The 25,784-nt window shown below is 69.9% G+C and carries 28 protein-coding genes; 23 read left to right on the plus strand and 5 right to left on the minus strand.

The genetic code is table 11. The annotated features are described in order from the left end of the window. Positions 1 to 16 precede the first annotated feature (16 nt). From MUN76_RS13635 to MUN76_RS13660, 6 genes are all read left to right on the plus strand, one after another. Positions 17 to 718 (plus strand): LbetaH domain-containing protein, encoded by a 702-nt coding sequence (locus MUN76_RS13635; RefSeq protein ID WP_244685406.1) that lies wholly within the window; start codon positions 17 to 19, stop codon positions 716 to 718. After that, positions 715 to 1,779, plus strand: a complete 1,065-nt coding sequence (locus MUN76_RS13640; protein WP_244685407.1) for a DegT/DnrJ/EryC1/StrS family aminotransferase — start codon at positions 715 to 717, stop codon at positions 1,777 to 1,779. Before MUN76_RS13635 ends, MUN76_RS13640 begins: the two co-directional genes overlap by 4 nt. Before the next feature lie 160 nt (positions 1,780 to 1,939). Beyond that, complete coding sequence (locus tag MUN76_RS13645; protein ID WP_244685408.1) at positions 1,940 to 2,236, plus strand: hypothetical protein; 297 nt, start codon at positions 1,940 to 1,942, stop codon at positions 2,234 to 2,236. 80 nt (positions 2,237 to 2,316) lie between these two features. Next, positions 2,317 to 2,595 (plus strand): 2TM domain-containing protein, encoded by a 279-nt coding sequence (locus MUN76_RS13650; RefSeq protein ID WP_244685409.1) that lies wholly within the window; start codon positions 2,317 to 2,319, stop codon positions 2,593 to 2,595. 8 nt (positions 2,596 to 2,603) lie between these two features. After that, positions 2,604 to 2,957, plus strand: a complete 354-nt coding sequence (locus MUN76_RS13655) for a DUF1801 domain-containing protein (protein WP_244685410.1) — start codon at positions 2,604 to 2,606, stop codon at positions 2,955 to 2,957. Positions 2,958 to 3,118: 161 nt separating this feature from the next. Next, positions 3,119 to 4,399 carry a M23 family metallopeptidase gene (locus MUN76_RS13660; RefSeq protein ID WP_244685411.1) on the plus strand — a complete coding sequence of 427 codons (1,281 nt, stop codon included), beginning with the start codon at positions 3,119 to 3,121 and terminating at the stop codon, positions 4,397 to 4,399. A 152-nt stretch (positions 4,400 to 4,551) separates the two neighbouring features. On the opposite strand, the gene ppa is transcribed toward MUN76_RS13660, so the two are convergent. Next, entirely contained in the window at positions 4,552 to 5,043 is a 492-nt protein-coding gene (gene ppa / locus MUN76_RS13665) for an inorganic diphosphatase (protein WP_244685412.1), read from the minus strand. A gap of 138 nt (positions 5,044 to 5,181) precedes the next feature. Here ppa and tilS point away from each other — a divergent pair, with 138 nt between their 5' ends. The 14 genes from tilS (at position 5,182) to cls (ending at position 18,663) form a co-directional block, all read left to right on the plus strand. Next, positions 5,182 to 6,246: a tRNA lysidine(34) synthetase TilS gene (gene tilS / locus MUN76_RS13670; protein ID WP_429953377.1), complete on the plus strand. Its 1,065-nt coding sequence runs from the start codon at positions 5,182 to 5,184 to the stop codon at positions 6,244 to 6,246. A gap of 33 nt (positions 6,247 to 6,279) precedes the next feature. Further along, complete coding sequence (gene hpt, locus MUN76_RS13675; protein ID WP_244685414.1) at positions 6,280 to 6,831, plus strand: hypoxanthine phosphoribosyltransferase; 552 nt, start codon at positions 6,280 to 6,282, stop codon at positions 6,829 to 6,831. 200 nt (positions 6,832 to 7,031) lie between these two features. Further along, complete coding sequence (gene ftsH / locus MUN76_RS13680; protein ID WP_244685415.1) at positions 7,032 to 9,125, plus strand: ATP-dependent zinc metalloprotease FtsH; 2,094 nt, start codon at positions 7,032 to 7,034, stop codon at positions 9,123 to 9,125. Positions 9,126 to 9,131: 6 nt separating this feature from the next. After that, positions 9,132 to 9,719, plus strand: a complete 588-nt coding sequence (gene folE, locus MUN76_RS13685) for a GTP cyclohydrolase I (protein WP_244685416.1) — start codon at positions 9,132 to 9,134, stop codon at positions 9,717 to 9,719. Next, on the plus strand, positions 9,716 to 10,579 hold the full coding sequence (gene folP, locus MUN76_RS13690) for a dihydropteroate synthase (RefSeq protein ID WP_244685417.1): 864 nt from the start codon (positions 9,716 to 9,718) through the stop codon (positions 10,577 to 10,579). Before folE ends, folP begins: the two co-directional genes overlap by 4 nt. Continuing rightward, positions 10,576 to 11,073, plus strand: a complete 498-nt coding sequence (gene folB / locus MUN76_RS13695; RefSeq protein WP_244685418.1) for a dihydroneopterin aldolase — start codon at positions 10,576 to 10,578, stop codon at positions 11,071 to 11,073. Before folP ends, folB begins: the two co-directional genes overlap by 4 nt. Beyond that, positions 11,070 to 11,591, plus strand: coding sequence for a 2-amino-4-hydroxy-6-hydroxymethyldihydropteridine diphosphokinase (gene folK, locus MUN76_RS13700; RefSeq protein ID WP_244685419.1), 522 nt, complete (start codon positions 11,070 to 11,072; stop codon positions 11,589 to 11,591). The genes folB and folK overlap by 4 nt, the downstream gene beginning before the upstream one ends. Beyond that, entirely contained in the window at positions 11,578 to 12,093 is a 516-nt protein-coding gene (locus MUN76_RS13705) for a DUF3180 family protein (protein WP_244685420.1), read from the plus strand. Before folK ends, MUN76_RS13705 begins: the two co-directional genes overlap by 14 nt. A 73-nt stretch (positions 12,094 to 12,166) precedes the next feature. Next, the gene (locus MUN76_RS13710) at positions 12,167 to 12,691 is read left to right on the plus strand and encodes a PH domain-containing protein (RefSeq protein WP_244685421.1); all 525 of its coding nucleotides are present in this window, start codon (positions 12,167 to 12,169) and stop codon (positions 12,689 to 12,691) included. Further along, positions 12,688 to 14,523: a PH domain-containing protein gene (locus MUN76_RS13715; RefSeq protein ID WP_244685422.1), complete on the plus strand. Its 1,836-nt coding sequence runs from the start codon at positions 12,688 to 12,690 to the stop codon at positions 14,521 to 14,523. The genes MUN76_RS13710 and MUN76_RS13715 overlap by 4 nt, the downstream gene beginning before the upstream one ends. Then, the gene (locus tag MUN76_RS13720) at positions 14,520 to 15,236 is read left to right on the plus strand and encodes a Rossmann-like and DUF2520 domain-containing protein (protein WP_244685423.1); all 717 of its coding nucleotides are present in this window, start codon (positions 14,520 to 14,522) and stop codon (positions 15,234 to 15,236) included. Before MUN76_RS13715 ends, MUN76_RS13720 begins: the two co-directional genes overlap by 4 nt. A gap of 101 nt (positions 15,237 to 15,337) precedes the next feature. After that, the gene (gene lysS / locus MUN76_RS13725; protein ID WP_244685424.1) at positions 15,338 to 16,891 is read left to right on the plus strand and encodes a lysine--tRNA ligase; all 1,554 of its coding nucleotides are present in this window, start codon (positions 15,338 to 15,340) and stop codon (positions 16,889 to 16,891) included. 45 nt (positions 16,892 to 16,936) lie between these two features. Then, positions 16,937 to 17,116 carry a hypothetical protein gene (locus MUN76_RS13730; protein WP_244685425.1) on the plus strand — a complete coding sequence of 60 codons (180 nt, stop codon included), beginning with the start codon at positions 16,937 to 16,939 and terminating at the stop codon, positions 17,114 to 17,116. A 65-nt stretch (positions 17,117 to 17,181) separates the two neighbouring features. Further along, a complete protein-coding gene (cls, locus tag MUN76_RS13735; RefSeq protein ID WP_244685427.1) occupies positions 17,182 to 18,663 on the plus strand; it encodes a cardiolipin synthase in 1,482 nt (493 codons plus the stop codon). A gap of 239 nt (positions 18,664 to 18,902) precedes the next feature. On the opposite strand, the gene MUN76_RS13740 is transcribed toward cls, so the two are convergent. After that, complete coding sequence (locus tag MUN76_RS13740) at positions 18,903 to 19,229, minus strand: hypothetical protein (protein ID WP_244685429.1); 327 nt, start codon at positions 19,227 to 19,229, stop codon at positions 18,903 to 18,905. Here MUN76_RS13740 and MUN76_RS13745 point away from each other — a divergent pair. From MUN76_RS13745 to MUN76_RS13755, 3 genes are all read left to right on the plus strand, one after another. Next, complete coding sequence (locus MUN76_RS13745; RefSeq protein WP_244685430.1) at positions 19,180 to 20,697, plus strand: ATP-binding protein; 1,518 nt, start codon at positions 19,180 to 19,182, stop codon at positions 20,695 to 20,697. The genes MUN76_RS13740 and MUN76_RS13745 overlap by 50 nt on opposite strands. Positions 20,698 to 20,718: 21 nt before the next feature. Continuing rightward, entirely contained in the window at positions 20,719 to 21,930 is a 1,212-nt protein-coding gene (locus tag MUN76_RS13750) for a serine hydrolase domain-containing protein (protein ID WP_244685432.1), read from the plus strand. A 78-nt stretch (positions 21,931 to 22,008) separates the two neighbouring features. Beyond that, a complete protein-coding gene (locus MUN76_RS13755) occupies positions 22,009 to 22,365 on the plus strand; it encodes a YbjQ family protein (protein ID WP_244685434.1) in 357 nt (118 codons plus the stop codon). A 219-nt stretch (positions 22,366 to 22,584) separates the two neighbouring features. Here MUN76_RS13755 and MUN76_RS13760 read toward each other — a convergent pair whose 3' ends face one another. The 3 genes from MUN76_RS13760 to MUN76_RS13770 form a co-directional block, all read right to left on the minus strand. After that, on the minus strand, positions 22,585 to 23,415 hold the full coding sequence (locus tag MUN76_RS13760; protein ID WP_244685436.1) for a DUF559 domain-containing protein: 831 nt from the start codon (positions 23,413 to 23,415) through the stop codon (positions 22,585 to 22,587). 466 nt (positions 23,416 to 23,881) lie between these two features. Beyond that, positions 23,882 to 24,565 carry a histidine phosphatase family protein gene (locus MUN76_RS13765; RefSeq protein WP_244685438.1) on the minus strand — a complete coding sequence of 228 codons (684 nt, stop codon included), beginning with the start codon at positions 24,563 to 24,565 and terminating at the stop codon, positions 23,882 to 23,884. Next, a complete protein-coding gene (locus MUN76_RS13770) occupies positions 24,562 to 25,779 on the minus strand; it encodes an ABC transporter ATP-binding protein (protein WP_244685440.1) in 1,218 nt (405 codons plus the stop codon). The genes MUN76_RS13765 and MUN76_RS13770 overlap by 4 nt, the downstream gene beginning before the upstream one ends. Positions 25,780 to 25,784 lie beyond the last annotated feature (5 nt).

A 25,784-nucleotide genomic window follows, 5' to 3' on the forward strand; every position in this document is an offset into this window, starting at 1 on the left:
GAGCGATACTAGGGAAATGATCTTCAGTTCCTCCGGTCGCCCCCCACGGCGCATGCTCTGCTACGGGGCGAGCGGGACCGGCTCGCAGATCGCACTCGATCTCCGGTACCAGGGCGGGTCTGAGATCGCGTTCTTGGGCTACGTCGACGATGTGCAGGACCCGAGGCGGACGATCGAGCCGGAGTTCCCGATCTACTCGTTCGAGGAACTTCGTGAGCTCGATGATGTCGGGGTGTTCGTCTCAGTGCACGATCCTGCGGGACGTGCGCGGGTGTGCGAGCGTCTCAAAGCGCACGGCATCCCGCTGCTCGGCGCCCGAGGGGTTCCGCATCTCGCGCATCCGAACGCCGAGGTCGGCGAGGGGTCCGTCGTAGGGAGCACGACCCGGTTGGGGCTGTCGACGCGGCTCGGTCTGGGGGTGCTCGCACTCGGGGACCTCGTGGCGCACGATGTCGAGGTCGGCGACTTCGCGACGCTCGCGATCGGTTCGGTCGTGCTGGGGCACGTCCGAATCGGGGCCGGCGCGTTCATCGGGGCCCGAGCGGTGATCGGCAACGGCTCGCTGGATCGCCCGGTGCTCATCGGAGACGGTGCTCGGGTCGGGCCCGGCGCCGTCGTCCACGGGAATGTCCCACCCGGAGAAACGGTCATCGGGCCGCAGGCCATGCCGATCTCTCGTTGGCGGAGCCTGTTCGCGCGACCGTCGGGGAACGCATGATCACCCTGGGGCAGCCGCTGGCTCCGGATCGCGAGACGTTCGACGCGCTCGTCGCGTCGATATCGGCCTCGGGACGGTGGACCAACGGCGGTCCCGTCGTCGCCGAGTTCGAGCGCGCGCTCGCGGCGGATCTCTCGAGCGCGTGGGCGCTCGCCACCGCCTCCGGCACCACGGGCCTCACCGTCGCGCTGCTGGCGTGCCGACTGCCTGCCGGCGGCGAGGTGATCACGAGCCCGTTGACCTTCCCAGCGACCGTGCAGGCGATCGAGGCTGCGGGACTGGAGCCGGTGTTCGCCGGGGTGGATCCGGTGACGCTGAATCTGGATCCCGACGCGGTGCTGCAGGCGATCGGACCGCGGACCGCGGCGATCCTGCCGGTGCATCTCTTCGGTGTGGCCGCTGATCCCGCGCTCGATCGCATCGCTGTGGAACACGGCCTGCCGGTGGTCTATGACGCTGCGCACGCGTTCGGCCTGCCGGGTGTCGCCGAGCGCGGCACCGCTGCTGTGTACTCGCTCCACGCCACCAAACTGCTGCATTCAGGAGAAGGCGGTGTGGTGACCACCCCGGACGCCGAGGTCGCTCGGCGGGTGCGGGAGGCGCGGAACTTCGGGCTCGCGGGGGACGTGGTCGTGGCCCGAGGCACGAACGCGAAGCTTCCCGAGGTGAGCGCTGCGCTCGGTCTCGCGGTGCGCGTCGGGGTTCCGCGAGAGATCGACCTACGCCGCCATCTGCGTGAGACCTACGCGCGCCTGATCCAACGATCCGATCGAGTCGAACCGCACGCGCCGGGCCACGCCCGCGCACTCGTGACGGAGGTGATCCGCTGCGACGCGCGGGACCAGTCGCGGATCCTCGCAGAGCTCGCGTCGGCCGGGGTCATCGGACGCCGGTTTCCCGCGCTCACCGCGGCCGGGCAGGCATACGCCGAAGTGCCGCTCGTCGGAGCGGACCGGGCGCATCTCGACGCCCTCGCCGCGGAACGCATCGCGCTTCCGCTCCACGGTCGTGTGACGGATGGGGCGGTCGAGGCGATCGCCCGCGTCGTCCAAGGGCGCTGAGCGGGCTTACGCCTCCGTGCGGCCTCGTGCTGCGACGCGCACACCCCGCCGGGTCATCAGGATGCGGCGCCGGATCGGGATCGCGGTGTCGATGGTCGCGCATTGGAGTGTCCGCGTGGCGGGGTTGGGGAGCGGGCGCCGGAAGGCTACACTCGAACATATGTTCGAACGACCGACGATGGCGCTGCCACGAGTGGATGACGACCCCGTCATCGTCTGGACCGAGGCGGAGCGCCCGGTTCGGCTGGTCTATCGGCTCGCGCGGTGGCGGGTCGAGGGGGATCCCGAACCTCTGCGGGAGGTGCCCGAGTCCCTGTACCACCCGCTCATCACGCATCCGACCGAGCGCACCGCGGGATGGCGCTGCAGGGTGCGGAGTGCCGACTCTCGCCGGACCCTCGTGCTCGCGCTGCGTCGTGATGGGGCGCTGTGGCGCGCGGAGGAGCTGCCCGAGTGAGGTGTGGCGGCGGGTGGATCAGCCGCCACCACCGCAAAAAACTTCTCGATTCACTCGACGGTCTGGGTTAGGTTGAGTGCATGAACGAGGACATTCGGGAAACGGCTCGCAAGCGCATCGCGTCGAAGCGGGACTTCTGGAGGATGCTCATCGGCTTCGCTGTGCTCGCCATCGTCTTCAACATCATCTGGTTCATCAGCGGGTACCAGTCCTACTACTGGCCCGCGTGGCCCATGATCGGCTTCGCCATCGCCACCGTGTTCTCGGCGATCAATACGTTCGGCTCGGGGCGTCAGGATCGCGTCATCTCGGATCAGGACATCGATCGTGAGATCGGCAAGATGAACGGCGGAGCGTAGGCGACATCATGGGATCCGACTGGCGCGACGAGCGCGTTGCGACGATCCGATCGGTGATCGCGGGGGTCGATCCCGCGATCGAGGAGGCCGTGAAGTGGCGCAAGCCCTCGAACCCCGACGGGGTGCCGACCTTCTCCCTGGACGGGCTGCTCTGCACCGTCGAGACGTACCGCGACAAGGTGAAGATCACGTTCGCGCAGGGGGCGTCGATCCCGGATCCCGGCGGTCTGTTCAACGCGAGCCTGACCGCCGGCACCCGACGCGCCATCGACATCGCGGAGTCCGACACCGTCGATGAGCCCGCGCTCGCAGCGCTCATCGCCGACGCGATTTTGCTGAATCGCGGCACGCTCGGGGCGTAGCCGATCGGCTCGTCGAGGGCACGCAGTTCGCGCACCTCCCAGGCGCCCACGGGCGATTTCGCCCAGTCAGTGCTAGCGTGACGGGGGGAATACTCTGTCGATGTGACTCTGGGGGCTGCATGGGAAAGCGGACGACGCGCACTGCGAATCGGGTGATTGGCGTGCTCGGAGTGAGTCTCATCGCCGGTGGACTCCTGCTCGGCGGCCAGCTCACCGCATCGCCCGCGCCGGCGCAGGCGCTGGATCTGCCGACCTGGGACGATGTGCAGGCCGCGAAGAAGAACGAGTCCACCGCCGCTGCGAAGGTCAAGGAGATCGAGGGGCTCATCGCGCAGAGCCAGACCGAACTCGAGCGACTCCGCACCGAATCCGCCGATGCGAACGCGAGCTGGCAGGATGCGGAGACCGCCGCGCAGCAGGCTGCCGAGAAGGCCCTGACACTCGAGACCCAGGCAGAGGAGGCCCGCGTGCGGGCCGATGAGGCTGCGGATCAGGCCGCGGTGATCGTCGCCCAGATGTATCGTTCCGGCGGCGTCGACCGCAACATGGAGCTCTTCCTGCAGACCGAGGGCGACACCGCTGACGCGCTGCTCGAGCGACTCGCCTCGATGTCGAAGGCGACCGAGCGCAACACCGTGATCTCCGAGGATGCCGAGCAGGCGATGAACACCGCATCGACCCTCGGCAAGCAGGCGGAGGCGGCGCAGCAGGAGCGCGATCGCCTGAGCGCCGAGGCGGAGGAGAAGGCCGTCGTCGCGGCACAGGCCGCCGACTCGCAGCGCGTCAAGATCGAGGCGCAGCAGGAGCAGGAGAAGACGCTCGAGACCCAGCTCGCCGCGCTGAAGGACACCACGACCGACACGGTCGCCGGCTACGAGGAGCGCCTCCGCGTCGAGGAGGAGCAGCGTCGCGCCGCGGCCGCGGCCGAGGCCGAGCGCCTCCGGAAGGAAGCCGAGGAGCGCGCCCGCCTGGAGCAGGAAGCCATCAATAACGGTGGCGGAGGCGGCGGTGGCGGAGGCGGCGGTGGCGGCGGCGGAGTCGTCACGCCCCCGGTCGGCGGCGGCAACGACGGAACCTGGTGGCGCCCCACGAGCGGCTACGTCTCGACCTATTTCTACCAGGTGCCGTACCACACGGGCATCGACCTCGCCACGGGATGCGGCACCCCGATCATCGCGCCGCAGCCCGGAACGGTGAGCTTCGTCGGCTGGAAGGACAGCTTCGGCGGCAACATGGTGCACGTCGACCACGCCGGCGGATTCCAGTCGCGATACGCGCACCTCAGCGCCTTCGGTCCCGGCTGGGGCACCTGGGTCGGTCAGGGCCAGGTCATCGGTTACGTCGGCACCACCGGCATGAGCACCGGCTGCCATCTCCACTACGAGGTGCTGTACAACGGCGTCTTCCAGAACCCGATTCCGTACTACGGAGTATCGGGCTAGCGCATCGCGCTGTAAACACAAAACGGGGGTTCGGGATCGCGATGATCCCGAACCCCCGTTTCGTGTGAGAGCGGCGAGTGGTTGCCCGCCTCAGTGCTGGTCTGCGAGGCGCTGCTGCCTGCGGCAGCTCGTTCCTCGCATCCGCGTCCGCCTCAGTGCTGGTCTGCGAGGCGCTGCTGCGCCTCGATGATCAGCTGCTCGGCGTCGGCGGCCGAACCCCAGGCGTCGACCTTCACCCACTTGTTCGGCTCGAGATCCTTGTAGTGCTCGAAGAAGTGCTCGATCTCCTTGCGGGTGTACTCAGGGATGTCCGCGACGTCCTGGATGTGCGCCCAGCGCGGATCCTTGTGCTGCACGGCGATCACCTTGTCATCGCCACCCGCCTCGTCGCTCATCTTGAGCACACCGACGGGCCGCACCTTCACGCCGACGCCCGGGAACACCGGGTAGTCGAGCAGCACGAGCACGTCGAGCGGATCGCCGTCCTCGCCCAGCGTCTCCTCGAAGAAGCCGTAGTCGGTGGGGTAGACGAACCCGGTGTAGAGCACGCGGTCGAGGTACACCCGGCCGGTCTCGTGGTCCACCTCGTACTTGTTCCGGCTGCCCTTGGGGATCTCAATGACGGCGTCGAATGCGGCGGTCATGCACGCTCCTTCTCGCTTCGGGCGCGGGACGGTTCCCGGCCTCGGGTTTGCAGTGCTGGCACCAGGGTACCGGACGCGAGGAGGGCGACCGCCAGGCCGGGGGCCCGCGGACGCGCACGCGGAGGCCCGAACGGTAGCCTGAGTCCCGTGGAACCCCGAGCCCCTCTGCACCCCGCCGTCGCCGCGACCCGAGTCGCGGTGCGTCGTGCACTGTCTGGCGCCGGATCACCGCTCGTCTCAGACGGCGCAGCGGGATCCGGTGTGGAGCCGCGGGTCCTCGTCGCGCTCTCGGGCGGCGCGGACTCTCTGGCGCTCGCGGCGGCACTCGCGTTCGAGGCTCCCCGCGCGGGGTGGGTCGCGGGCGCCGTGATCGTGGACCACGGGCTCCAGCCGGAATCGGAAAGGATCGCTGCGCAGGCGGCTGCGCAGGCAACGGCGCTCGGACTCGCTCCCGCGGTGGTGCGACGGGTGTCGGTCGTGGCGGAGGACGATGGCCCCGAAGCGGCGGCGCGGGATGCGCGGTACGCCGCGCTCGCCGCGGTGGCGGAGGAGCTCGGCGCCGCGCTGACCCTGACCGCGCACACCCGCGACGATCAGGCCGAACAGGTGCTGCTCGGGATCGCCCGGGGCTCGGGCGCGCGCAGCCTGGCCGGGATCCCGCCGACCCGCGGCATCATCTCGCGCCCCTTTCTCGACGTGTCGCGGCAGCAGACCGAGGACGCGTGCGCGGCACAGGAGCTGACGCCGTGGCAGGATCCGCACAACGCCGACCCGCGGTACACCCGCGTGCGGGTGCGGAGCCGGATCCTGCCGCTGCTTGAGGCGGAGCTCGGGCCCGGGGTCGCCGCCGCCCTGGCGCGCACGGCCGCGCAGCTCCGCGAAGACGCGGACGCGTTCGAGACCATGGTCGCGGAGCAGATCGAAGAGATCGTGGAGCCGGCCGAGGCGGGCATCGCAGTCTCGGTGGCGGCGCTGCAGGCGAACCCCGCTGCGCTTCGGCATCGTCTGATCCGCCGCGTGGCGGAGGCGGAGTTCGGCAGCGAGCTGAGCCGCGAGCACACGCTGGGGATCGCCGCGCTCGTGACGGACTGGCGCGGTCAGGGGCCGATCTTCGTGCCCGGGATCCGCGTGACCCGCGTCGGCGGACGCGTGGTGATGACGCGCCAACTGGGATCTCCGCGAGCATCCGATCCGCGGCCGTGAAGCGGAGCGCGCGGAGGCCCCTAAAATGGGCACATGGACGCGAAACATCTGGGTGACGACCTTTCCGCTGTGCTGCACACCGAGGAGGAGCTGCGCAATCGGCTCGCCGAGCTGGCCCGCGAGATCGAGGCGGACTATCCCGACGAGCCGCCGCTCCTGGTGGGGGTGCTGAAGGGTGCGGTGATGGTGATGGCCGATCTCGCCCGGGAGCTCAACTTCCACGCGCAGATGGACTGGATGGCGGTCTCTTCCTACGGCGCCGGCACCAAGTCGAGCGGTGTCGTGAAGATCCTGAAGGATCTCGACGCGGACATCGCCGGCCGCGACGTGCTCATCGTGGAGGACATCATCGACTCGGGCCTGACTCTCGCGTGGCTCAAGGAGAACCTCGAGATCCGCGGTGCCAAGTCCGTGCGCATCTGCACGATGCTGCGCAAGCCCGAAGCGCTCAAGGTCGAGGTCGACGTGGCCTACGTCGGTTTCGATATCCCGGTCGAGTTCGTCGTGGGCTACGGGCTCGACTACGCCGAGAACTATCGCAACCTGCGCGACGTCGCGATCCTCGCGCCCCACGTCTACAGCTGACCCGCATCCCTCAGAGCCAGCCGGGTTCGGGATCGCGGCAGCTCCGGCGTCGCGATCGGTGCATCGCCGAGCGCGGCGCGCGGCCTGCCCGCAGTGCGCCGTGAGCGGACAAGCCCTCGCGGTACAGGGCGATGTCAGAGGTATTGGTTACGCTTGCAGATGCCCGAATCACCGGTGCGCCGATTCCGAAAGGCCCAGACTTGGCTGAGAATTCAACGAAGAGCACGTCGAAGAGCAGGAAGCTCCTGCGCGGTCCGCTGCTCTATCTGATCCTCGCACCGCTGATCGTGCTCCTGGGCTGGTCGCTGCTCTCCGGGGGCAGCACACGCGAGGTGCCCACCGAGCAGGGTCTCGAGATGCTCGCCGAGGGCAAGGCCAAGCAGGCCGAGATCGTCGATGGCGATCAGCGGGTGAACCTCACCCTGACCAAGGCCGACAAAGAAGCCGGCACCGATGAGGTCTACTTCTACTACGTCTCCCAGCGCGGCGAGGACGTGGTCAACGCCGTCAACGAAGCCTCGCTGAAGGACGGCTTCACTGACAAGGTACCGCAGCCGAACCCGTTCTGGTCGCTTCTCGGATTCCTCCTCCCGCTCCTCCTCATCGGCCTGCTGATCTGGTGGATGCTGTCCTCCATGCAGGGCGGCGGCCGCGGGGTCATGCAGTTCGGCAAGTCCAAGGCCAAGCTCGTCTCGAAGGAGACCCCGCAGGTCACCTTCGCCGACGTGGCGGGCGCCGACGAGGCCGTCGAGGAGCTGCACGAGATCAAGGACTTCCTGCAGGACGCGACGCGCTTCCAGGCCGTCGGAGCCCGAATCCCGAAGGGGGTGCTGCTGTACGGCCCGCCCGGGACGGGCAAGACGCTGCTCGCGCGCGCCGTCGCCGGTGAGGCGGGCGTGCCGTTCTACTCCATCTCGGGCTCGGACTTCGTGGAGATGTTCGTCGGCGTCGGCGCGAGTCGCGTGCGCGATCTCTTCAAGGAGGCCAAGGCGAACGCCCCGGCCATCATCTTCGTCGACGAGATCGACGCGGTCGGCCAGCGCCGCGGGCAGGGCATGGGCGGCGGGCACGACGAGCGCGAGCAGACCCTCAACCAGCTGCTGGTCGAGATGGACGGCTTCGACCCGAAGACCAACGTGATCATGATCGCGGCGACGAACCGCCCCGACATGCTCGATCCCGCGCTCCTCCGCCCGGGCCGCTTCGATCGCCAGGTCGGCGTCGACGCCCCGGACATGGCCGGTCGACTCAAGATCCTGCAGGTGCACGCGAAGGGCAAGCCGCTCGCGAAGAGCGTCGACCTCGAGATCGTGGCGCGCAAGACCCCCGGGTTCTCGGGTGCGGATCTCGCGAACGTGCTGAACGAGGCGGCGCTCCTGACGGCGCGCTCCAATGCGCAGCTCATCGACAACCGCGCGCTCGACGAGGCCATCGACCGCGGCATCGCGGGGCCGCAGCGCCGCACGCGTCTGATGAAGGACCAGGAGAAGCTCATCACCGCGTACCACGAGGGCGGGCACGCCCTGGTCGCGGCCGCGATGAACCACACCGACCCGGTGACCAAGATCACGATCCTCCCGCGCGGGCGCGCACTCGGCTACACGATGGTGATCCCGCTCGAAGACAAGTACTCGATCACGCGCAACGAGCTGCAGGATCAGCTCGCCTACGCCCTCGGCGGGCGCGTCGCGGAGGAGCTCGTCTTCCACGATCCCACCACCGGGGCCGGCAACGACATCGAGAAGGCGACGAGCACCGCGCGCAAGATGGTGACCGAGTACGGCATGTCGGCGACCGTCGGCCCGGTGAAGCTGGGACAGGCGCAGCCGGGTGCGTTCATGGGGGAGTTCGGCCAGAACCGCGACTACTCCGAAGGCGTCGCCGTGGCCGTCGACACCGAGGTGCGGGCGTTGCTCGAGCAGGCGCACAACGAGGCCTACGAGGTGCTCGTGGAGAACCGCGACATTCTCGACACGCTCGCCCGTGAGCTGCTCGAGCAGGAGACCCTCGACCACCTGCAGATCGCGGAGATCTTCGCCGGCGTCAAGAAGCTCGCGCCGCGCCCCGTGTGGCTGTCGCACGACGAGCGACCGGTCTCGAACCGGCCACCCATCGAGGTGCCCGCCGACGTGCGCACCGATGCGACGCTGGAGCAGTCCGCCGAGGCCGAAGCCGCTCCGGGTGATCACCCCGAGGGTCCCGCGCGGAGCTCGGACGCGGCACCCGCTTCCGGTGATTCCGCACCCAGCGATCCGACTCCCGGCGTTCCCGGCGCCCCTGACGACCAGCGGTAGGTCGGCGTGACCAGCAGCGTGGACCGGGAGCGCATCGCGGCGGCGGTGCGCGAGCTGCTCGGGGCGATCGGGGCGGATCCCGATAGCCCCGAGCTCGCGAGCACGCCGTTCCGCGTCGCCGACGCCTACACCGAGTTCTTCGCTGGCGTGGGGCAGGATCCCGCCGTGTTCCTCACCGACGCCGTTCCGGTCGGCGAGCACACGGGTGAGCTCGTGCTGCTGCGCGACATCGCCCTGCGCTCCATCTGCGAGCATCATCTGCTGCCCTTCCGTGGCCGGGCGCACGTCGCTTACCGGCCAGGTGCCCGCGTCGTCGGGCTGAGCGCGCTGCCGCGCGTGGTCGAGACGCTCGCGGCCCGTCCGCAGGTGCAGGAGCGGCTGGGGGAGCAGATCGCCCAGACCCTGCACGACGGCCTCGCTCCGGAGGGGGTCATCGTTGTGCTCGAGGCCAGCCACGGGTGCGTGGCCGACCGGGGCGTTCGGCAGACCGACGCCGTGACCGTGACGGTCGCGTCCCGCGGCGCGTTCACCGATCCGACGGAGCAGGCGGCGGTGTTCGCGCTGCTCGGGAGCGGGCGGGACGGCACGCCGTGAGCCCCGCGACCGTGGTGCTCGGCGTGCTCAACGTCACCCCCGACTCGTTCAGCGACGGCGGGGAGTTCGCCTCGCTCGACGCCGCGGTGCGGCGCGGCAGCGGACTCGTGGCGCAGGGCGCGGACATCATCGACGTGGGCGGCGAATCGACGCGCCCCGGCGCCACTCCGGTGCCCCGGGCGGAGGAGCTCGACCGCACCCTCCCGGTCGTGCGCGCACTCGCGGCGCGCGGGCACCGCATCTCGATCGACACACTGCACGCCGAGACGGCCGCAGCCGCGGTCGCCGCGGGGGCCCGGCTCATCAACGACGTCTCGGGGGGCGCGCACGATCCCGAGATGCTGGGGGTCGCCGCCGCGGCGAGCCGCGATCACGGCGCACGATTCATCCTCGGCCACTGGCGGGGGATCCCCGACCCCGCGCACCTCCGCTCCGACTACGCCGATGTCGTGACCGAGGTGCGAGACGCGCTCACCGAGCGGGCCGACGCGGCACTCGCGGCCGGAGTCGACGCCGCGCACCTCGTCATCGACCCGGGGCTCGGCTTCGATAAGACCGGTGCGCAGGGGTGGGCACTGCTCGCGCACCTCGAAGCGCTCACGGCGACGGGCTACCCGGTACTGGTCGGAGCCTCACGCAAACGAATGATCGCCGAGGCGCTGCGGTCCGAGGCGAACCCGGGCCTCACGGCGGCCCCGGCAGAACGCGACCTCGCCACCGCGGTGGTGAGTGCGTTCGCTGCGGCCGCGGGCGCCTGGGGCGTGCGGGTGCACGACGTGGGCGCAACCGTGCAGGCCCTTGCCATCGCCCGCGCCTGGGAGCGCGGCGCGCAGATCGAACGACGCGAGGGGCAGCTGTGATCGGATTCGGAGATGACCTCGGCATGGCGGCGGGGGCGGGGGCGAGCGCACCGCCGGGCCACCTCGACCTCACCCGGCTGCCCGAGGACCGCATCACCCTCACCGGACTCGAGGTGTTCGCGCACCACGGCGTCTTCGAGTTCGAGCGCGAGCGGGGGCAGCTCTTCCGTATCGACGCCGAGCTCGCAGTCGACCTGAGCGGTGCCGGTGACGAACTCGGGCGCACGGTCCACTACGGTGAGCTCGCCGACCTCATTCGGGCCGCGGTCTCGACTGATCCGGTCGACCTCATCGAGACGGTGGCGGAGCGCGTCGCGGCCGTGGCGCTGGCCTTCGCCGGGGTGCACGCCGCGCGCATCACCGTGCACAAACCCGACGCGCCGATCGACGCCGTGTTCGCGGACGTCTCGGTCACGGTGGTGCGGTACGGCAGCGGATCGGCCGCGGTCACGCGCGGCCCGGTGGTCGGCGGCTCTCCGGCGGGTGCCGCGTGATCGCCCAGCGCGTCCCCGTGCTCCTGGCCTTCGGAGCGAACCTCGGCGACCGCGGCGAGACGATCCGCGCGGCACAGCGGGAGATCGCCGCAGCGCGTGGCGTCTCCGAGCTCGTGGCCTCGCCCCTCCGCGAGACCATCGCGCTGACCGCCGACGGCCCCGACGAGTCCGCACCCCGGTACCTGAACGGGGTGGCGACCGCCGAGACGACCCTCCATCCGCACCAGCTGCTCGACCTGCTGCAGTCCGTCGAGGCCTCGCACGGCCGCGTACGCACCGAGCACTGGGGCGATCGCACCCTCGACATCGACATCATCCTCTACGGCGGGCGTGTTGTGAGCGATGCACGCCTGCAGATCCCGCACCCGCGCGCCTTCGAGCGCGACTTCGTGCTCGCGCCGTGGCTCGACCTCGACCCGGAGGCAGTGCTGATGGGCCACGGCCGGGTGGCCGCGCTGCTCGCCCGAGTCGGCGACACGACCCGCAGTTTCGAGGAGCCCCGCGATGCGACGCATTGAGCGACTGAACCCTCTCGCCGTGCTCGCGGCGGCAGCCATCGGCGTCGCGATCGGACTCGTCGTGCAGTTCGCGCTGTCGAGTCGGGGGAACCCGCCGCTCGTACCGCCGCTCTCCCTCCCCGCCACACTCGTGCTCATCTCCGCGATCCTCCTCGGGTTCGGGATCCGGCTGCGCCGGAACGTCGCGAAGCGGGCGGGCGCGGTGAACCCGTTCCACGCGGTGCGGCTCCTCGCCGCGGCGCGCGCCGGGCAACTCGTCGGCGCCGCGCTCGGCGGCTTCGGCGGCGGTCTGGCGCTCTCGCTGCTCGGGCGGAGCGTGCCAGCGCCCACCGCGACCTGGCTGCCGATGGTGCTCGCACTCGCGGGCGGCGTTGTGCTCGTCGCTGCTGCGATGATCGCCGAGCGCCTCTGCCGGGTGCCTCCGGGTGAGAGCGGGGGCGAGGAGGCCGGGCCCGAGGGCGAGCCGGGTCCCGCGGATCAGGCCGCGTATCGGCAGCGCTGACGCGTCCGGGCGGGCCGGTGCGAGTGCCGGATCCCCGGGTCCGCCGCGCGGACCGGCCCCCTAAGCTGGAGGTATGACTACACCGGCTCCCGAGCACGTCGACCCGCAGGACCCGTGGCCGAACGGCGTCACGCCCTGGCAGCGTGTCTCGCCCAAGTACGCGTGGGCCGACCTCGTGCTGAACCTGCTGTTCGTGCTGCTCGTCTGCGCTGCGCTCGTCATCGTGATCGTGACGACCGCGCCGCACACCCCGCTGGCGCCGCTCATCGCGATGCCCGCGGTCATCGTGATCCTGATCATCAATGCGCTGCTGGCGTTCCGCCGGGTGCGCGCGATCGGGTACATCCTGCGCGAGGACGATTTCCTCTTCCGCCGCGGCATCATGTTCGAACGGGTGATCGCCGTTCCCTACGGCCGGCTCCAGCTCGTCGACGTGAACCGCGGACCGCTGCTGCGATCCCTCGGGCTGTCGACCCTGAAGTTCGTCACGGCCTCTGCGGCCACGGGCGTGCAGCTCCCCGGGCTCCCGGCGGAGGACGCAGAGGCCCTGCGCGATCGGCTCGTCGAGCTCGCCGAGACCCGGCGGTCCGGGCTGTGACCACTACGCCGGATCCCGACGAGGCCGCACCGCGAGACGCCTCTGCGGAGCCCGCCGCCTCGGAGCACGCCGCAGCGACGCCCGCCGCGGCAGATGACGCCGCGTCGACGCACCCGGATCCGTCCGTCACCGCAGCGCTCGACGCCGAGCTGCCGGGCACCGCCGACGCCGACGGCTGGCGGCGCCTCCACCCGTTCTCGCCGCTGCTGCGCGGCGGCCTCGCACTGATCGTCATCGCGGGCATCATCATCGCGAACTTCCGCGATCGGATCATCGAGGTGTTCTTCGCTGAGCAGCTCTGGGAGAGCGGGGAACTGCAGGGGGTCGTCGAAGAACAAGACATGTTCGACTACCTCGCGCGCGAGGGGCTCCTGCTCGTGGCGCTGGCCGTCGTGCTCGGAGTGATCCTGCTCGTCGTCGTCTTCTCCTGGGTGGCATGGCGGTTCCACACCTACCGCATCACCGAGTCCGCGGTCGAGGGACGCAGCGGGGTGGTGTTCCGCACCCACCGCCGCGCGCCGCTCGAGCGCATCCAGAGCGTCAACCTGCAGCGGCCGCTGCTCGCCCGTGCGCTCGGGCTCACGAAGATCGAGGTGCTCACCGCGGGGCAGGGCGGCAAGGTCGAGCTCTCCTACCTCGGGCACCGCGACGCCAAGATCGTGCGCGAGCAGATCCTGCGCCGCGCCGCCGCGACCCGCCGCCGCGCAGCGGGACCCGCTGCGGCATCGCCGGCGGCCGCCGCCGATGCCCTCGACGGCGGTGGTGCCCCCGGTCTGGCCGGGGCCGCTGCGACCGGCGCTGCCGGCCGGACCGAGCACACCGAGGTCACCGCTCCACCGGCCGTCGGGTACGACGGGTACGTGTACGGCGAGGCGAGCAGCAGGCTCACCGAACGCGCGCAGGACTTCGCCGACCTCGACGTGGATCCCGAGGCGATCTCCGCGCAAGCACTCGTGAAGGTCCCGGTCGGCCGACTCCTGGGCAGCATCGCGCTGAGCTGGGAGGCCATCATCACGGCGCTCATCCTCGTCGGGGTCATCGTGCTCGGCACGGTCATCGAGCCCGCGATCATCTTCGGCATCATTCCGCTCATCATCGTCATGATCAGCATCATGTTCTCCCAGTTCAACAAGGGCTTCAACTTCACACTGTCGCGGGGGAGCGACGCCGTGCGGACCGGCGCCGGACTCACCGCCACGGCGACCGAGACGATCCCGTTCGGCCGCATTCACGCGATCGAGGCGCGTCAGCCGCTCATGTGGCGGCCGGCGAAGTGGTGGAAGGTGCGGATCACGATCGCGGGGCACTCCGTCGCGCAGGGCGGGCAGAACAGCTCGCAGAATGTGGTGCTGCCGGTCGGCTTCGAGGACGATGTGCTTCGGGTGATCGACACCCTGCTTCCCGGGGTCGGCGACGATCCCGCCGAGATCCAGGCGCTGCGCGACGGCCTCACGGGGGCCGCCGAGGGCTACGTCGGCGCGGGACCGCGTGCGGGCTGGGTGCTGTGGTGGGGCCGTCGACGCGCCGGGATCCGGATCGTCGCCGATGAGGACGGCGATCTCGGCGAGTCCACGCTCCGGATCCGCCGCGGGGTCATGACCCGCTCCCTGTCGGTGATGCCGATCGTCCGGGCCCAGTCGATCCAGCTGCGCCGACCGCTCGTCCACCGCATGATCGGGCTCGCGTCGATCCAGGCCCACACGGTGCTCGGCCCGGTCATGCTCCAGATGCGGGGGATCGAGCTCGTCGAGGCGCAGCGGACGTTCGACGAGCTGGCGGCCACGGTGCTCCGCGTCCAGTCCGCCGACGCGGAGCGACGGTCGCGGTCGTGACCGGCGTGAACGCCGCGTCCCGGCTCGGCGTCGGGGTGATCGGTGCCGGCCGGGTCGGTCCCGTGCTCGCGCGGGCGCTCGCCGGAGCGGGGCACGCCATCACCGGCATCAGTGCGATCAGCGAGGAGAGTCGCGAGCGCGCGGAGAGCATGCTGCCCGGGGTCCCGATCCTCGAGGTCGCCGAGATCGTCCGCCGATCCGAGCTCGTGCTCTTCGCGATCCCGGGGGAGGAGCTCGCCGAGCTCGTGACCGGACTGACCGCGCTCGGCGCCTGGCAGCCGGGTCAGCTCGCCCTGCACACCGCACCGGAGCACGGCTTCGGGGTGTTCGCGCCCGCGCTCGCCGCCGGGGTGATCCCGCTCGCCCTGCACCCCGCGATCGTGTTCACCGGCACCAGCCTCGATCTGAGTCGACTGAGCAATGCCACGGTCGCGGTCACCGCGCCGGCCCCCGTGCTGCCGATCGGGCAGGCGCTCGCCGTCGAGATGGGCGCCGAGCCGGTGATCGTCCGAGAAGAGGATCGGCCGGCCTACGCCGAGGCGATGGCGGCGGCGACCGAGTTCTCCCGGGCGGTGGTGCGTCAGGCGGCGGACGCCATGCGCGGGATCGGCCTGGAGCGCCCGGACCGGGTCATCGAGGGCGTCGTCCGCGCCGCGATCGAGGAGGAGCTGCTGCTCGCCGCCGCGGATCCCGGTCCCACCCCCGACCCGTAGGATAGATCGGGTCGCCTGCGCATCGGCACCGTGCTGGAACGCCGGATGCGATGGGCGCGACCCCGAGCCGTAGCTGCAGAACCCCGAAGGAACCCGCGTACATGAGCGAGCAGACCGCACCCGACGCCGCAGGCGCCGAGATCACCGCCGACGTCGAGAGCGCCGAGGAGATCTTCGAGCAGAAGCGCGTGCGCATGGAGAAGCGCGACCGGCTGAACGCGGCCGGCGACCTCGCGGGGGGTGCGTACCCCGTCGCGGTGCCCGTGACGACCACCATCTCGGCCGTGCGCGCGCAGTGGGGCGGGCTCGAGCCGGGCGAGGAGACCGACACGATGGTCGGGATCGCCGGTCGTGTGGTATTCCAGCGCAACACCGGCAAGCTCTGCTTCGGCAGCCTGCAGGCGGGCAACGGTGATCGCATCCAGGTCATGGTGAGCCTCGCGGAGGTGGGCGAGGAGTCGCTCGCCGCCTACAAGGAGCTCGTCGATCTCGGCGACCACCTGTTCGTGAGCGGCCGGGTGATCTCGAGCCGCCGCGGCGAGCTCTCGATCATGGTCACCGAGTGGCGGATCGCGGCGAAGGCCATCGCCCCGCTGCCGAACATGTACGCGGAGCTGAACGAGGAGACCCGCGTGCGGCAGCGCTACCTCGACCTGATCCAGCGCGAGCAGGCCCGCCGCAACGTGGTCACGCGGGCGCGCACGATGGCCAGCCTGCGCGAGACGTTCGCCGAGCGGGAGTTCATCGAGGTCGAGACGCCGATGCTGCAGACGATGCACGGCGGAGCCTCGGCCCGTCCGTTCGTGACGCACTCGAACGCGTTCGACACCGAGCTCTTCCTCCGCATCGCACCGGAGCTCTACCTGAAGCGCGCCGCGGTCGGCGGGCTCGAGCGGGTGTTCGAGATCAACCGCAACTTCCGCAACGAGGGGGCGGACTCGACCCACAGCCCCGAGTTCGCGATGCTCGAGGCCTACGAGGCGTACAGCGACTACCACGGCATCGCGGACCTGACCCAGACACTGATCCAGAACGCCGCGCTTGCGGCGAACCGGGGCACCGAGCGGGAGGGCAGCCACACCGTTGAGTGGGCCGACGGCACGCTCTTCGACTTGGGCGGGGAGTGGGATCGCATCTCGATGTACGGCACGCTCTCCGAGGCCGCCGGTCGTGAGATCACCCCCGAGACCTCGGTCGCGGAGCTCCAGCAGCTCGCCGACGCCGAGGGTGTCGAGGTGCACCTGCCGAACCACGGCAAGCTCGTGGAGGAGCTGTGGGAGCACTTCGTCAAGGACGGACTGACGCGTCCGACCTTCGTCATGGACTTCCCCGTGGAGACGAGCCCGCTCACGCGGCACCACCGCACGATCCCCGGGGTCGTGGAGAAGTGGGATCTGTACGTGCGCGGCTTCGAGCTGGCGACCGGGTACTCCGAGCTCGTCGACCCGGTGGTGCAGCGCGAGCGCTTCGTAGAGCAGGCGGCTCAGGGGGCGAAGGGCGACGTCGAGGCGATGAGCGTCGATGAGGAGTTCCTGCGCGCGCTCGAGCACGGCATGCCCCCCTCCGGCGGCATGGGCATGGGCATGGACCGTCTGCTGATGGCGCTCACGGGGCTCGGGATCCGCGAGACGATCCTCTTCCCGCTCGTGAAGTAGGCCGGCTCAGGGGACGTTGAGGCGGAACGGATACAGTTGACGCTTATGGACAACTGGTGGTTGAACGCGGTCTGGTCACTGACCCCGACCGTGTTGATCGGGCTCTTCTTCTGGATGGTGCTCCGTCTGATCCTCCGCGCCGACCGCACCGAGCGTCGTGTCTACCGCGAGATCGAGGACGAGGAGCGCGCGAAGGCGGGGCTCCCGGCGCGCGACGACGCGTAACCACCCCGCCGTCTCCCGATAGAGTACTGTCAACTGGGACAGTGCTTGAGGGGGAGGGAACCGAGTTGGATCTCACCTGGCTGGTCGACAACTGGCCGCACGTGTGGACGATCTCGATCTACGTGATCGACAACGTAATCCGCATCATCGCGCTCTTCGTCGTGCCCCGCAATCGCCGACCGACCGCGGGGATGGCCTGGCTCATGGCCATCTTCTTCCTCCCGGTTCCCGGTCTCCTGCTCTTCCTCATCATCGGCAGCAAACGCCTGCCCAAGCGTCGCGAGCAGAAGCAGGAGGCGATCAATGCCTTCGTCGCCGAGATCTCCGAGCGCGAGGAGAGCAATCTCGTCGCCTCCGAAGACGGTCTGCAGCCCGGTCTCCAGAGCGCCGTGCGCCTCGGCCGCTCGCTCGGCGCGCAGCCGATGCTGAAGGGCAACACGGCCTCGATCTGCATCGACTACGAGGCATCGTTCGCCCAGATGGCCGCGGAGATCCGGAAGGCCGAGCACTACGTCCACGTCGAGTTCTACATCCTCGTGCACGACGACACCACTGACGACGTCTTCGTGGCGATGCGCGAGGCCGTCGCGCGCGGGGTGCATGTGCGTGTGCTGCTGGATCACATCTCCGCGGTACGGAACCCCGGCGCGAAGCGCACTGCGCGGAGCCTCACCGACCTCGGAGCCGACTGGGCCTACATGCTGCCCGTGCGCCCGTGGCGCGGCGAGTACCAGCGCCCCGACCTGCGCAACCATCGCAAGCTCATCGTGGTCGACGGCCGCGTCGGCTTCATGGGATCCCAGAACCTCGTGGACTCCAGCTACAACAAGCCCTCGAACCAGCGCCGCGGACTGCACTGGAAGGACCTGATGGTGCGGGTCGAGGGCCCCATCGTGCTCGGCCTCGAGGCTGTGTTCCAGGGCGACTGGTATCTCGAGACCGGGGAGTACCTGACGCACCTCGCCGAGGAGGAGTTCGAGGCCGATCTGCCCGGCGAACTCGAGTGCCAGATCGTGCCGAGCGGCCCGGGGTACGCGGGGGAGAACAACCTGCAGGTCTTCGTCGCCCTGCTCTACACGGCGCGTCGCCGGATCAGCATTACGAGCCCGTATTTCGTGCCGGACGGCTCGATCATGAACGCGCTCCGGGCCGCCACGGCCCGGGGAGTGGACGTCGAGCTCTTCGTATCGGAGACGGGGGACCAGGCGGTCGTCTATCACGCGCAGCGCTCGTACTACGAGGAACTGTTGCGAGCCGGTGTCCGGATCTGGATGTTCCGGCCGCCGTACATCCTGCACTCGAAGCACTTCACGGTCGATGAGGCCGCGGCCGTCGTCGGCTCGTCGAACATGGACCAGCGCTCCTTCGGTCTCAACATGGAGATCTCGATGGTGGTGCACGGCGAGAGCTTTGTGCGCGACCTCGACAAGGTCAGCGACTACTACCGCGAGAACTCCCGCGAACTGACGCTCGAGGAGTGGGAGAAGCAGCCGATGCGGTCGCAACTGCTCGACGGACTCGCCCGTCTGACCTCCGCGCTGCAGTAGTACGCAAACCGGCGTATTCAGGGCCGAACGGCGACGAAATCGTCGGTGCTCGACGCGCGCGCCGGTGGAATCGGCGGCGACGGAATCCGCCCCTGGAATCGGGTGCCGCGCGGCCGCTCCGAGCACCGGATTCTCGTTTTGGAATCCGACGAGGATCGTGCAACGATTCCTGTACCGAATTCGTCGGAAGGAAACGCAATGGCGCGTCAGACTGCTTCCCCGTCCACCGCATCACCGGCTCAGAGCGAGTCCCTAGGAAAGGATCCCGCGGCGACGACGCCCGCGGCATCGAAGCGGCCTGCGGCTGCGAAGAAACCGGCGGCCGCGAAGAAACCCGGGTCGGGGGAGAGCGCGGCGGCGAAGAGCGCGGCGGCGAAGAGCGCCGCGGCTGCGAAGAAGCCCGCGGTCCGGAGGGCCTCGGCCCGGAAGGCCGCGACACAGCCGGCGGAAGCAGCGCCGGCAGCAGCGGCACCGGCCGCGGTCCCGGCGCCCGCCCCGGCCCCGAAGAAGGGGCTGTTGCGCGGGAAGCGTCCGCGGAAGGCGCCGAGCACCGGTCCGGTAACCATCGGCCGCAGCGGCTTCACCAAGCTCAAGAACATCTCCGAGATCCGGCACTACCTCCGGACCAGCGATACCCCAGTCTTCTTCGTCGGCGCGACCGCGTTCAATCTCCTGGGCCTTGACCGCTGGGTCCGCGGCTTCTCCTACATCTCCTACTACGACAGCTGGGACGGCACGCATCCGCGGGTCTTCAGCCCGACCGAGCGGCCGTACATCGAGTTCGAGAGCGGGGAAGACATCAACAACTGGCTGCTTCGCAACCACGAGGTGCGGGCGCACATCGAGCGCCGCACGCCTCCGGGCAAGCGGCCCCAGGTGGTCATGGTGTTCTTCGACGAGGAGACCGAGCGCATCTGCGAGGAACTCGATTACGACCTGATCATGCCGAGTCACGCACTCCGCGAGCGTCTCGATTCGAAGATCGTCACGACCCAGATCGCGGACTCCGTCGGCGTGCCGAGCGTGCCGAACATCCTCACCCGGGTGGCCGACTGGGCCGAGCTCGTCGCGGTGACGGATCGCGCGAAGCTCGGACAGGATCTTGTGATCCAGACCGCGTACGGCGACTCGGGCAAGACTACCTGGTTCGTGACCAGTGAGGCCGAGTTCGCCGCGATCGCCGATGAGGTCGTGGGCGAAGAGATCAAGGTGATGAAGCGGATCAACAACCGCCCGATCGCGATCGAGGCGGTGCAGACGCGGCACGGCACCATCGTGGGCCCGTGCATGACGGAGATCACGGGGCACGCGGACCTCACGCCATACCGCGGTGGGTGGGCCGGCAACGAGATGTTCCCGACCGTGCTCGACGACGAGAGCCGGCACGCCGCGGTGCAACTGGTGCGCAAGCTCGGCGACCGTCTCGGGAAGGAGGGGTACCGCGGCTTCTTCGAGGTCGATGTGCTGCTCGACACCGACACCGGCGACGTTTACCTCGGCGAGCTCAATCCCCGGGTGAGTGGGGCCTCGGCCATCACCAACGTCACCGCCGGCGCCTACGCCGACGTGCCGCTCTTTGCGTTCCACCTGCTCGAGTACTCCGGCATCGACTTCGAGGTCGACATCGACGAGATCAACCGGCGCTGGGAGGAGCTCGCCTCGGAGGACGAGTGGAGCCACATGGTGATCAAGCACACGGCCGACACGGTCGAGCGCATCGATTCCGCTCCGCTCACGGGCCGCTACGTGCTCGACCACTTCGGCAACCTCGTGTACAGTCACGGCGATCTCGACTGGCACCTGCTCACGACGGAGGCGGAGGCGTTCTTCCTCCGGATCTATCGCGAGGGCGATTATCGCTGGAAGGGCGCGGATCTCGGGATCCTGGTCACGAAGGCGCACCTCGAGGCGAGCCACGGCGGGCTGACCCTGCACGCGAAGTACCTCGTTGATGCCATTCGCGGCATGTACGCGGTGACGCCGATCGACGGGGAGGAGCCCGCGCCGAGACCGGCCCCCGCGAAGGGCAAGTAGGTGGCGTGGGATACTGATCGGATGACGTTCGAGAGCGGATACGGCACGGGCACGACTGCGGGATTCGAGATCCCGACGCTGGACCAGTGGCAGGTCGCCCCGTACCTGGAGTGGTCGATGCAGAATATCCAGAGCTTCCTGCCGGTCCACCCGATCCACCGGGGGGTGCGCGTCACCGAGTTCGCGCACCGCCCGACGGAGCTCGAGTCGCTGCCCGTGGCGCACCCCTGGGAGGAGCGCTCGGCGACGTTCGCGGAGGTGATGCAGTCGACCCACACCGATGGATGGCTCGTGGCGCACCGCGGCACGATCGTGGGCGAGCAGTACCTCGGGGCGCTGACGCCGAGCACCGTGCACCTGCTCATGTCCGTCTCGAAGTCGCTCACCGCGACGACGGCCGGGCTGCTCGCCGCGAGCGGGGAGCTGGATCTCGAGCGCCCCGTCACCGACTACGTTCCGGAGCTCGCCGGCTCGGGCTACACCGGAGCGCTCGTGCGACACCTCGTCGACATGCGCACCGGCGTGCGCTTCTCGGAGGAGTACCTCAACGCCGACGCGGAGGTGCGCCTGCTCGAGGAGGCCATCGGCTGGGCGACGAAGCGGCACCCCGAGGTGCCCGACTCGCTCCTCGGCTTCCTCGCCACCCTGGGGCAGGATCGCCCGCACGGCGGGGCCTTCGACTACAAGTCCTGCGAGACCGACGCGCTCGGTTTTGTGATCCAGGGCGCCTCCGGGCAGCATCCTGCCGATGTGATGTCCCAGCGTCTGTGGCAGCCCATGGGGGCCGAGTTCGACGCGCACGTGGGCGTCGATTCGGTCGGGGCCGGCATGTTCGACGGGGGTGTCTCGGCGGCGATGCGGGATCTCGCCCGATTCGGCCACCTCTTCGTGTCCGGCGGAGCCGCCCTCGACGGGGCAGCCGTGCTGCCGGAGTGGTGGGTGGAGGACACCTATGCCGGGGGCCCGGATTCGCGCGAGGCCTTCGCGAATGCCCTCGAGCCGACCCTCATGCCCGGCGGGATGTACCGCAACGGCTTCTGGTTCCCGGGGGAGAGCTCGGACGTGATGCTCGCGCTCGGGATCCACGGTCAGATGATCTACATGAACCGGGTGACGGGTGTGGTCGGGGTGAAGGTCTCGAGCTGGCCGACGCCGCAGGACGCCGAGAAGCTGTTCTGGACGGTTCGTGCGTTCGAAACCGCGTCCTGGGCACTGCACCGGGGTGAGCGGTAGGTTGTGAGGTGCGGTGCTGCGGCACCGCACGGCGGCGGGCCGATCCTCCCGTCGGACGACCAGGAAGAAGGCACCAGCATGTTTGCAGTCACGACGAACGACGTCCCCGGATACCGCATCACCCAGGTGCTCGGCGAGGTCATGGGCCTCACCGTGCGCTCCGCGAACTTCGGGCAGAACTTCACCGCCGGCTTCCGGTCGCTCGGCGGCGGCGAGATGCCGGAGTACACGAAGGTGATCTACGAGTCCCGCTGGGAGGTCATGACGCGCATGTGGGGCGAGGCGCAGTCCCGTGGTGCGAACGCCGTCATCGCCATGCGATTCGACTCCGGATCGATCGGCAACTTCACCGAGTTCTGCGCTTACGGCACCGCCGTCGTGATCGAGCCCATCGAGCCGCAGGCGCCGGCGAACCCCTCGCAGCCGCAGAGCTAGGCGGGGGCGCGCGGGGTCTGCGGCTGCCTGCGGCTGCCTGCGGCTGCCTGCGGCTGCAGCGCCCGGCCTTCGGTCGGAGGGGCGCGCGGCGTGCCGGCGGCCGCGCACGGCCGTCCAACCGCAGCACCCGGCCTTCCGGCAGACATCTGCATTCCTGCTGATCAGATCGACGAAGATTCTCAGCAGGAGCGCAGATCTCTGCTTCAATCCCGGGGCCGCTCATGGCCGCGACCCGAGATGAAAACCCTGCGCGATCGCGGACATGACGGAGGACTGCACCGCGGGCCAGTCTTCCAACACCTGCCAGGTGCCGACGCGGATGACGTGGTACCCGTTGAGATGCAGTCTGGCATCGTGCTGATTGTCCGAGGTGCGCTGTGGTCCGACGTGCGTTCCTCCGTCGATCTGCACGACGAGACGCTCTCCGATCAGGAAATCGACCCGATGGCCATCGATCCACGCCTGAGACACGATCCGGATCCGAAGCCATCGTAATCTCGTGCGGAAGATGCTCTCGACGCCCGAGTCCGAGAACGGCGTGCTCGCCTGGATCAGCCGTCGTGCCGACCCCGTGTAAGGGAGGCGCGCCAGTCGGCTCAGGGTCGTCAGGCGTTTGTTGAGCGCCGACTCCCAGATCGCGAGCGCCGACTCCCAGGGCTGGCAGGCGGCGACGTAGCCGAGCACGTTCTCCAGAGAGTCTTCGAGGACGTGAGGATCGCGCGGCAATAGTGGGGTTCCCCAGTGGATCTTGCACCCCGGCGCCGAGGTGTGCGTCACCGGGGTGCGAGATCCTAGATGGGGTCGATCCTCGCGGTGCACCCAGAGCCCGAGCCGGCGCGCTTGCGTGATGCAACTGAGAATGGCGCCATGCTCCGCTGCGGAGAGCAACTCGGGGTCGGTGCCGGGCAGTGCGATCCACCCCCGACGCGGACGCACCAGGAGGCCGGCAGCGAGACCGCGGTCGATCGCGTGACGGGACACGCCGAGCTCTGCGAGCGCAGCGGAGCGCGCGATCCCGCGGCTGCGGGAGAGTGCGGTGCGTGAATCCATGCCTCCAGCATGCGCGGATGCCGGGAGCGGTGGTCTCGACCCGAAGTACCCGTGGATACAACCGCGTTGACTGCGCACTGCGACATCTGTGCACGAAGAATGCGGGACGAGGTGCACTCGGCAGGCGGGGACTCACGCGGAAGGACGCGGTGCACTCGGGGGGGGGGCTGGGGGCTGGGACGCGCGGCGACCGCGTCCCATGCAGCGATCTGCACTCCTGCTGACCGGGCCGACGGGTTTCCTCAGCAGGAGTGCAGATCTCTGCATGAGGGCGGATAGGAAAGGGGAGGGGGATGGGGAAAGGAGAGTTCAGGGGGAGGGGAAAGGAAGAGGGGAAGGGGAAGGGGGGAAAGGAAGAGGGGAATGGGAATGGGAAAGGAGAAGGGAAGGGGAAGGGGGGGGGAAGGAGAGTGCCGTGGGAAGTCGAAAGGAGAGTGCAGTGGGAGGGAGGGGGGGAGGGATCCGCTCAGACGGCGTGCTGCATCGCCGGGGTCCCGAGCCGGCTGATCGAGATCCGGCCCTCCGTCAAACCGTTCGTCGAGCCGGCAGTCGAGCCGGTCGTCACGCCGGTCGTCACGCCGGTCGCCGAGTCGGCCGCCGAATCGCGCTCGCTGATCAGCCATGCCTCGCCGTTCAGGATCCGGGGCGCCGGGGCGCCGCCGAGCCGGGTCAGGGCGGAGCGGATCAGCGCGCCGTGCGCGACCACGATCGACCCGGGCGCGTCCCGCAGTGCGCGCGCGAAGGCGTCCGCGCCGCGCCGCGCGAGTGCGTCGAGCCCCTCCGCATCGTCGACCTCGAGACCCGGCCACCGGGCCGAAGCGTCGTCCACGAGCACCCCCTCGGCCGAACCGAAGTCGCGCTCGATGAGGTCCGCGACGACCTCGGGGTGCGGCAGTCCGAGATGCTCGGCGATGATGCTGCCGGTGGTGCGGGCGCGATCGAGCGGCGAGGCGAGCACCCGCGACCACGGACCCGAGTCGGCGAGCAGCTCGGCGATCTCGCCGGCCTGCGCGCGGCCGCGCTCGTTCAGCGGGATGTCGGTCCGCCCCTGGATGCGGCGCCCGATGTTCCAGTCCGTCTCACCGTGTCGCACCACGACGATGGATGCTGCGGGGCGTGCGATGCGTGCGGGACGTGCGGGGTCGCTCATGCTCCTACGCTAGCCGGTCGCCTCACGGCCCCGCTGCGCACGCCGAGCTGTGACACGCAGGGAAGCCGTGCCGACAACGCGTCCCCTGGCGCCGCCGTGCGATCGGTCGCCGAGCTGAAGAGGGCGGCGCGCTCGATCTCGACGCGCACGCGGGTGCCGACCGCGCAGCGCAGGCTTCCCATGCGGGATCGCAGCTGCAGGTCGCCCCACCTCACGACGAGCTCGTCGCCGCCGCGGCCGAAGAACGACGAGGTCACGGTGGCCGGGCCCATGGGATCCGGGACGACGCGAACGTGCTCCGGTTGCACGGCGACGTCGACCTCGTCGGCCATCTCGGCGAGGAGATCGACGGCGGCTCGGTCGGCGGGGCCGCCGGCGCCCGTCCGCGCCGGGTCGTGCCCACTCGCGCTGAGGCGGTCCGCTGCGATGCTGATCGGGTGTCCGTCGGCGTGGAAACCGGCCCGGTCGAGCCGACCGGGAAGCACCGTCGCATCTGAGATGAATCGGGCCACGAACGGTGATGCCGGGCGATCCAGCAGATCGGCGGGTGCGCCGACCTGCTGGACCCGTCCGCCGTCGAGGACGACCACACGATCGGCCAGCGCCAGCGCCTCACTGCGGTCGTGCGTCACGTGCAGCACGGTGAGTCCGAGGCTGCGGGTGAGCGCGCGGAGTTCGAGCCGGAGGCGATCCCGCAACGGCTCGTCGAGTGCGGAGAGCGCCTCGTCGAGCAGCAGGACGCGCGGCCGGGCCACGATGGCTCGCGCGATGGCGACCCGCTGCCGCTGCCCGCCCGACAGCGTCGCGGGATCGCGGCGCTCGGCGCCGGGGAGCCCGACGAGCTCGAGCGCCTCCGCGACCCGGCGAGCGCGCTCGGCTCGTGCGACCCCCGCGCGCCGCAGCGGGTAGGCGATGTTGCGGCCGACGTTCCAGTGCGGCCACACCGCGTGCTGCTGGAACACCATGCCGAGACCGCGGCGCTCCGGCTCGACGCTGCGTCCGGGCTCCGACACGACGGCGTCGCCGATGCGCACGCGTCCCGCCGTCGGCGCGACGAACCCGGCGACGGTGCGGAGCAGCGTGGTCTTGCCCGAGCCCGAGGGCCCGACGAGCGCGATGAACTCGCCGTCGGCGATCGTGAGATCGACGTCGGCGAGGCCGAGCTGGCCGCCGGGGTAGGCGAGACTGACGGAGTCGAGGGTGACGGATGACATGGGGA

This window comes from Leucobacter rhizosphaerae (genome assembly GCF_022919175.1).
GTDB classification, from domain to species: Bacteria; Actinomycetota; Actinomycetes; order Actinomycetales; family Microbacteriaceae; genus Leucobacter; species Leucobacter rhizosphaerae.

Bases quoted from the DNA above. Each gene is read 5' to 3' on its own strand.
- MUN76_RS13635 (WP_244685406.1), top strand. From the start codon at position 17: ATGATCTTCAGTTCCTCCGGTCGCCCCCCACGGCGCATGCTCTGCTAC.
- MUN76_RS13640 (WP_244685407.1), top strand. From the start codon at position 715: ATGATCACCCTGGGGCAGCCGCTGGCTCCGGATCGCGAGACGTTCGAC.
- MUN76_RS13645 (WP_244685408.1), top strand. From the start codon at position 1,940: ATGTTCGAACGACCGACGATGGCGCTGCCACGAGTGGATGACGACCCC.
- MUN76_RS13650 (WP_244685409.1), top strand. From the start codon at position 2,317: ATGAACGAGGACATTCGGGAAACGGCTCGCAAGCGCATCGCGTCGAAG.
- MUN76_RS13655 (WP_244685410.1), top strand. From the start codon at position 2,604: ATGGGATCCGACTGGCGCGACGAGCGCGTTGCGACGATCCGATCGGTG.
- ppa (WP_244685412.1), bottom strand. From the start codon at position 5,043: ATGACCGCCGCATTCGACGCCGTCATTGAGATCCCCAAGGGCAGCCGG.
- hpt (WP_244685414.1), top strand. From the start codon at position 6,280: ATGGACGCGAAACATCTGGGTGACGACCTTTCCGCTGTGCTGCACACC.
- MUN76_RS13705 (WP_244685420.1), top strand. From the start codon at position 11,578: ATGCGACGCATTGAGCGACTGAACCCTCTCGCCGTGCTCGCGGCGGCA.
- MUN76_RS13710 (WP_244685421.1), top strand. From the start codon at position 12,167: ATGACTACACCGGCTCCCGAGCACGTCGACCCGCAGGACCCGTGGCCG.
- lysS (WP_244685424.1), top strand. From the start codon at position 15,338: ATGAGCGAGCAGACCGCACCCGACGCCGCAGGCGCCGAGATCACCGCC.
- MUN76_RS13730 (WP_244685425.1), top strand. From the start codon at position 16,937: ATGGACAACTGGTGGTTGAACGCGGTCTGGTCACTGACCCCGACCGTG.
- MUN76_RS13740 (WP_244685429.1), bottom strand. From the start codon at position 19,229: ATGGTTACCGGACCGGTGCTCGGCGCCTTCCGCGGACGCTTCCCGCGC.
- MUN76_RS13750 (WP_244685432.1), top strand. From the start codon at position 20,719: ATGACGTTCGAGAGCGGATACGGCACGGGCACGACTGCGGGATTCGAG.
- MUN76_RS13755 (WP_244685434.1), top strand. From the start codon at position 22,009: ATGTTTGCAGTCACGACGAACGACGTCCCCGGATACCGCATCACCCAG.
- MUN76_RS13760 (WP_244685436.1), bottom strand. From the start codon at position 23,415: ATGGATTCACGCACCGCACTCTCCCGCAGCCGCGGGATCGCGCGCTCC.
- MUN76_RS13765 (WP_244685438.1), bottom strand. From the start codon at position 24,565: ATGAGCGACCCCGCACGTCCCGCACGCATCGCACGCCCCGCAGCATCC.
- MUN76_RS13770 (WP_244685440.1), bottom strand. From the start codon at position 25,779: ATGTCATCCGTCACCCTCGACTCCGTCAGTCTCGCCTACCCCGGCGGC.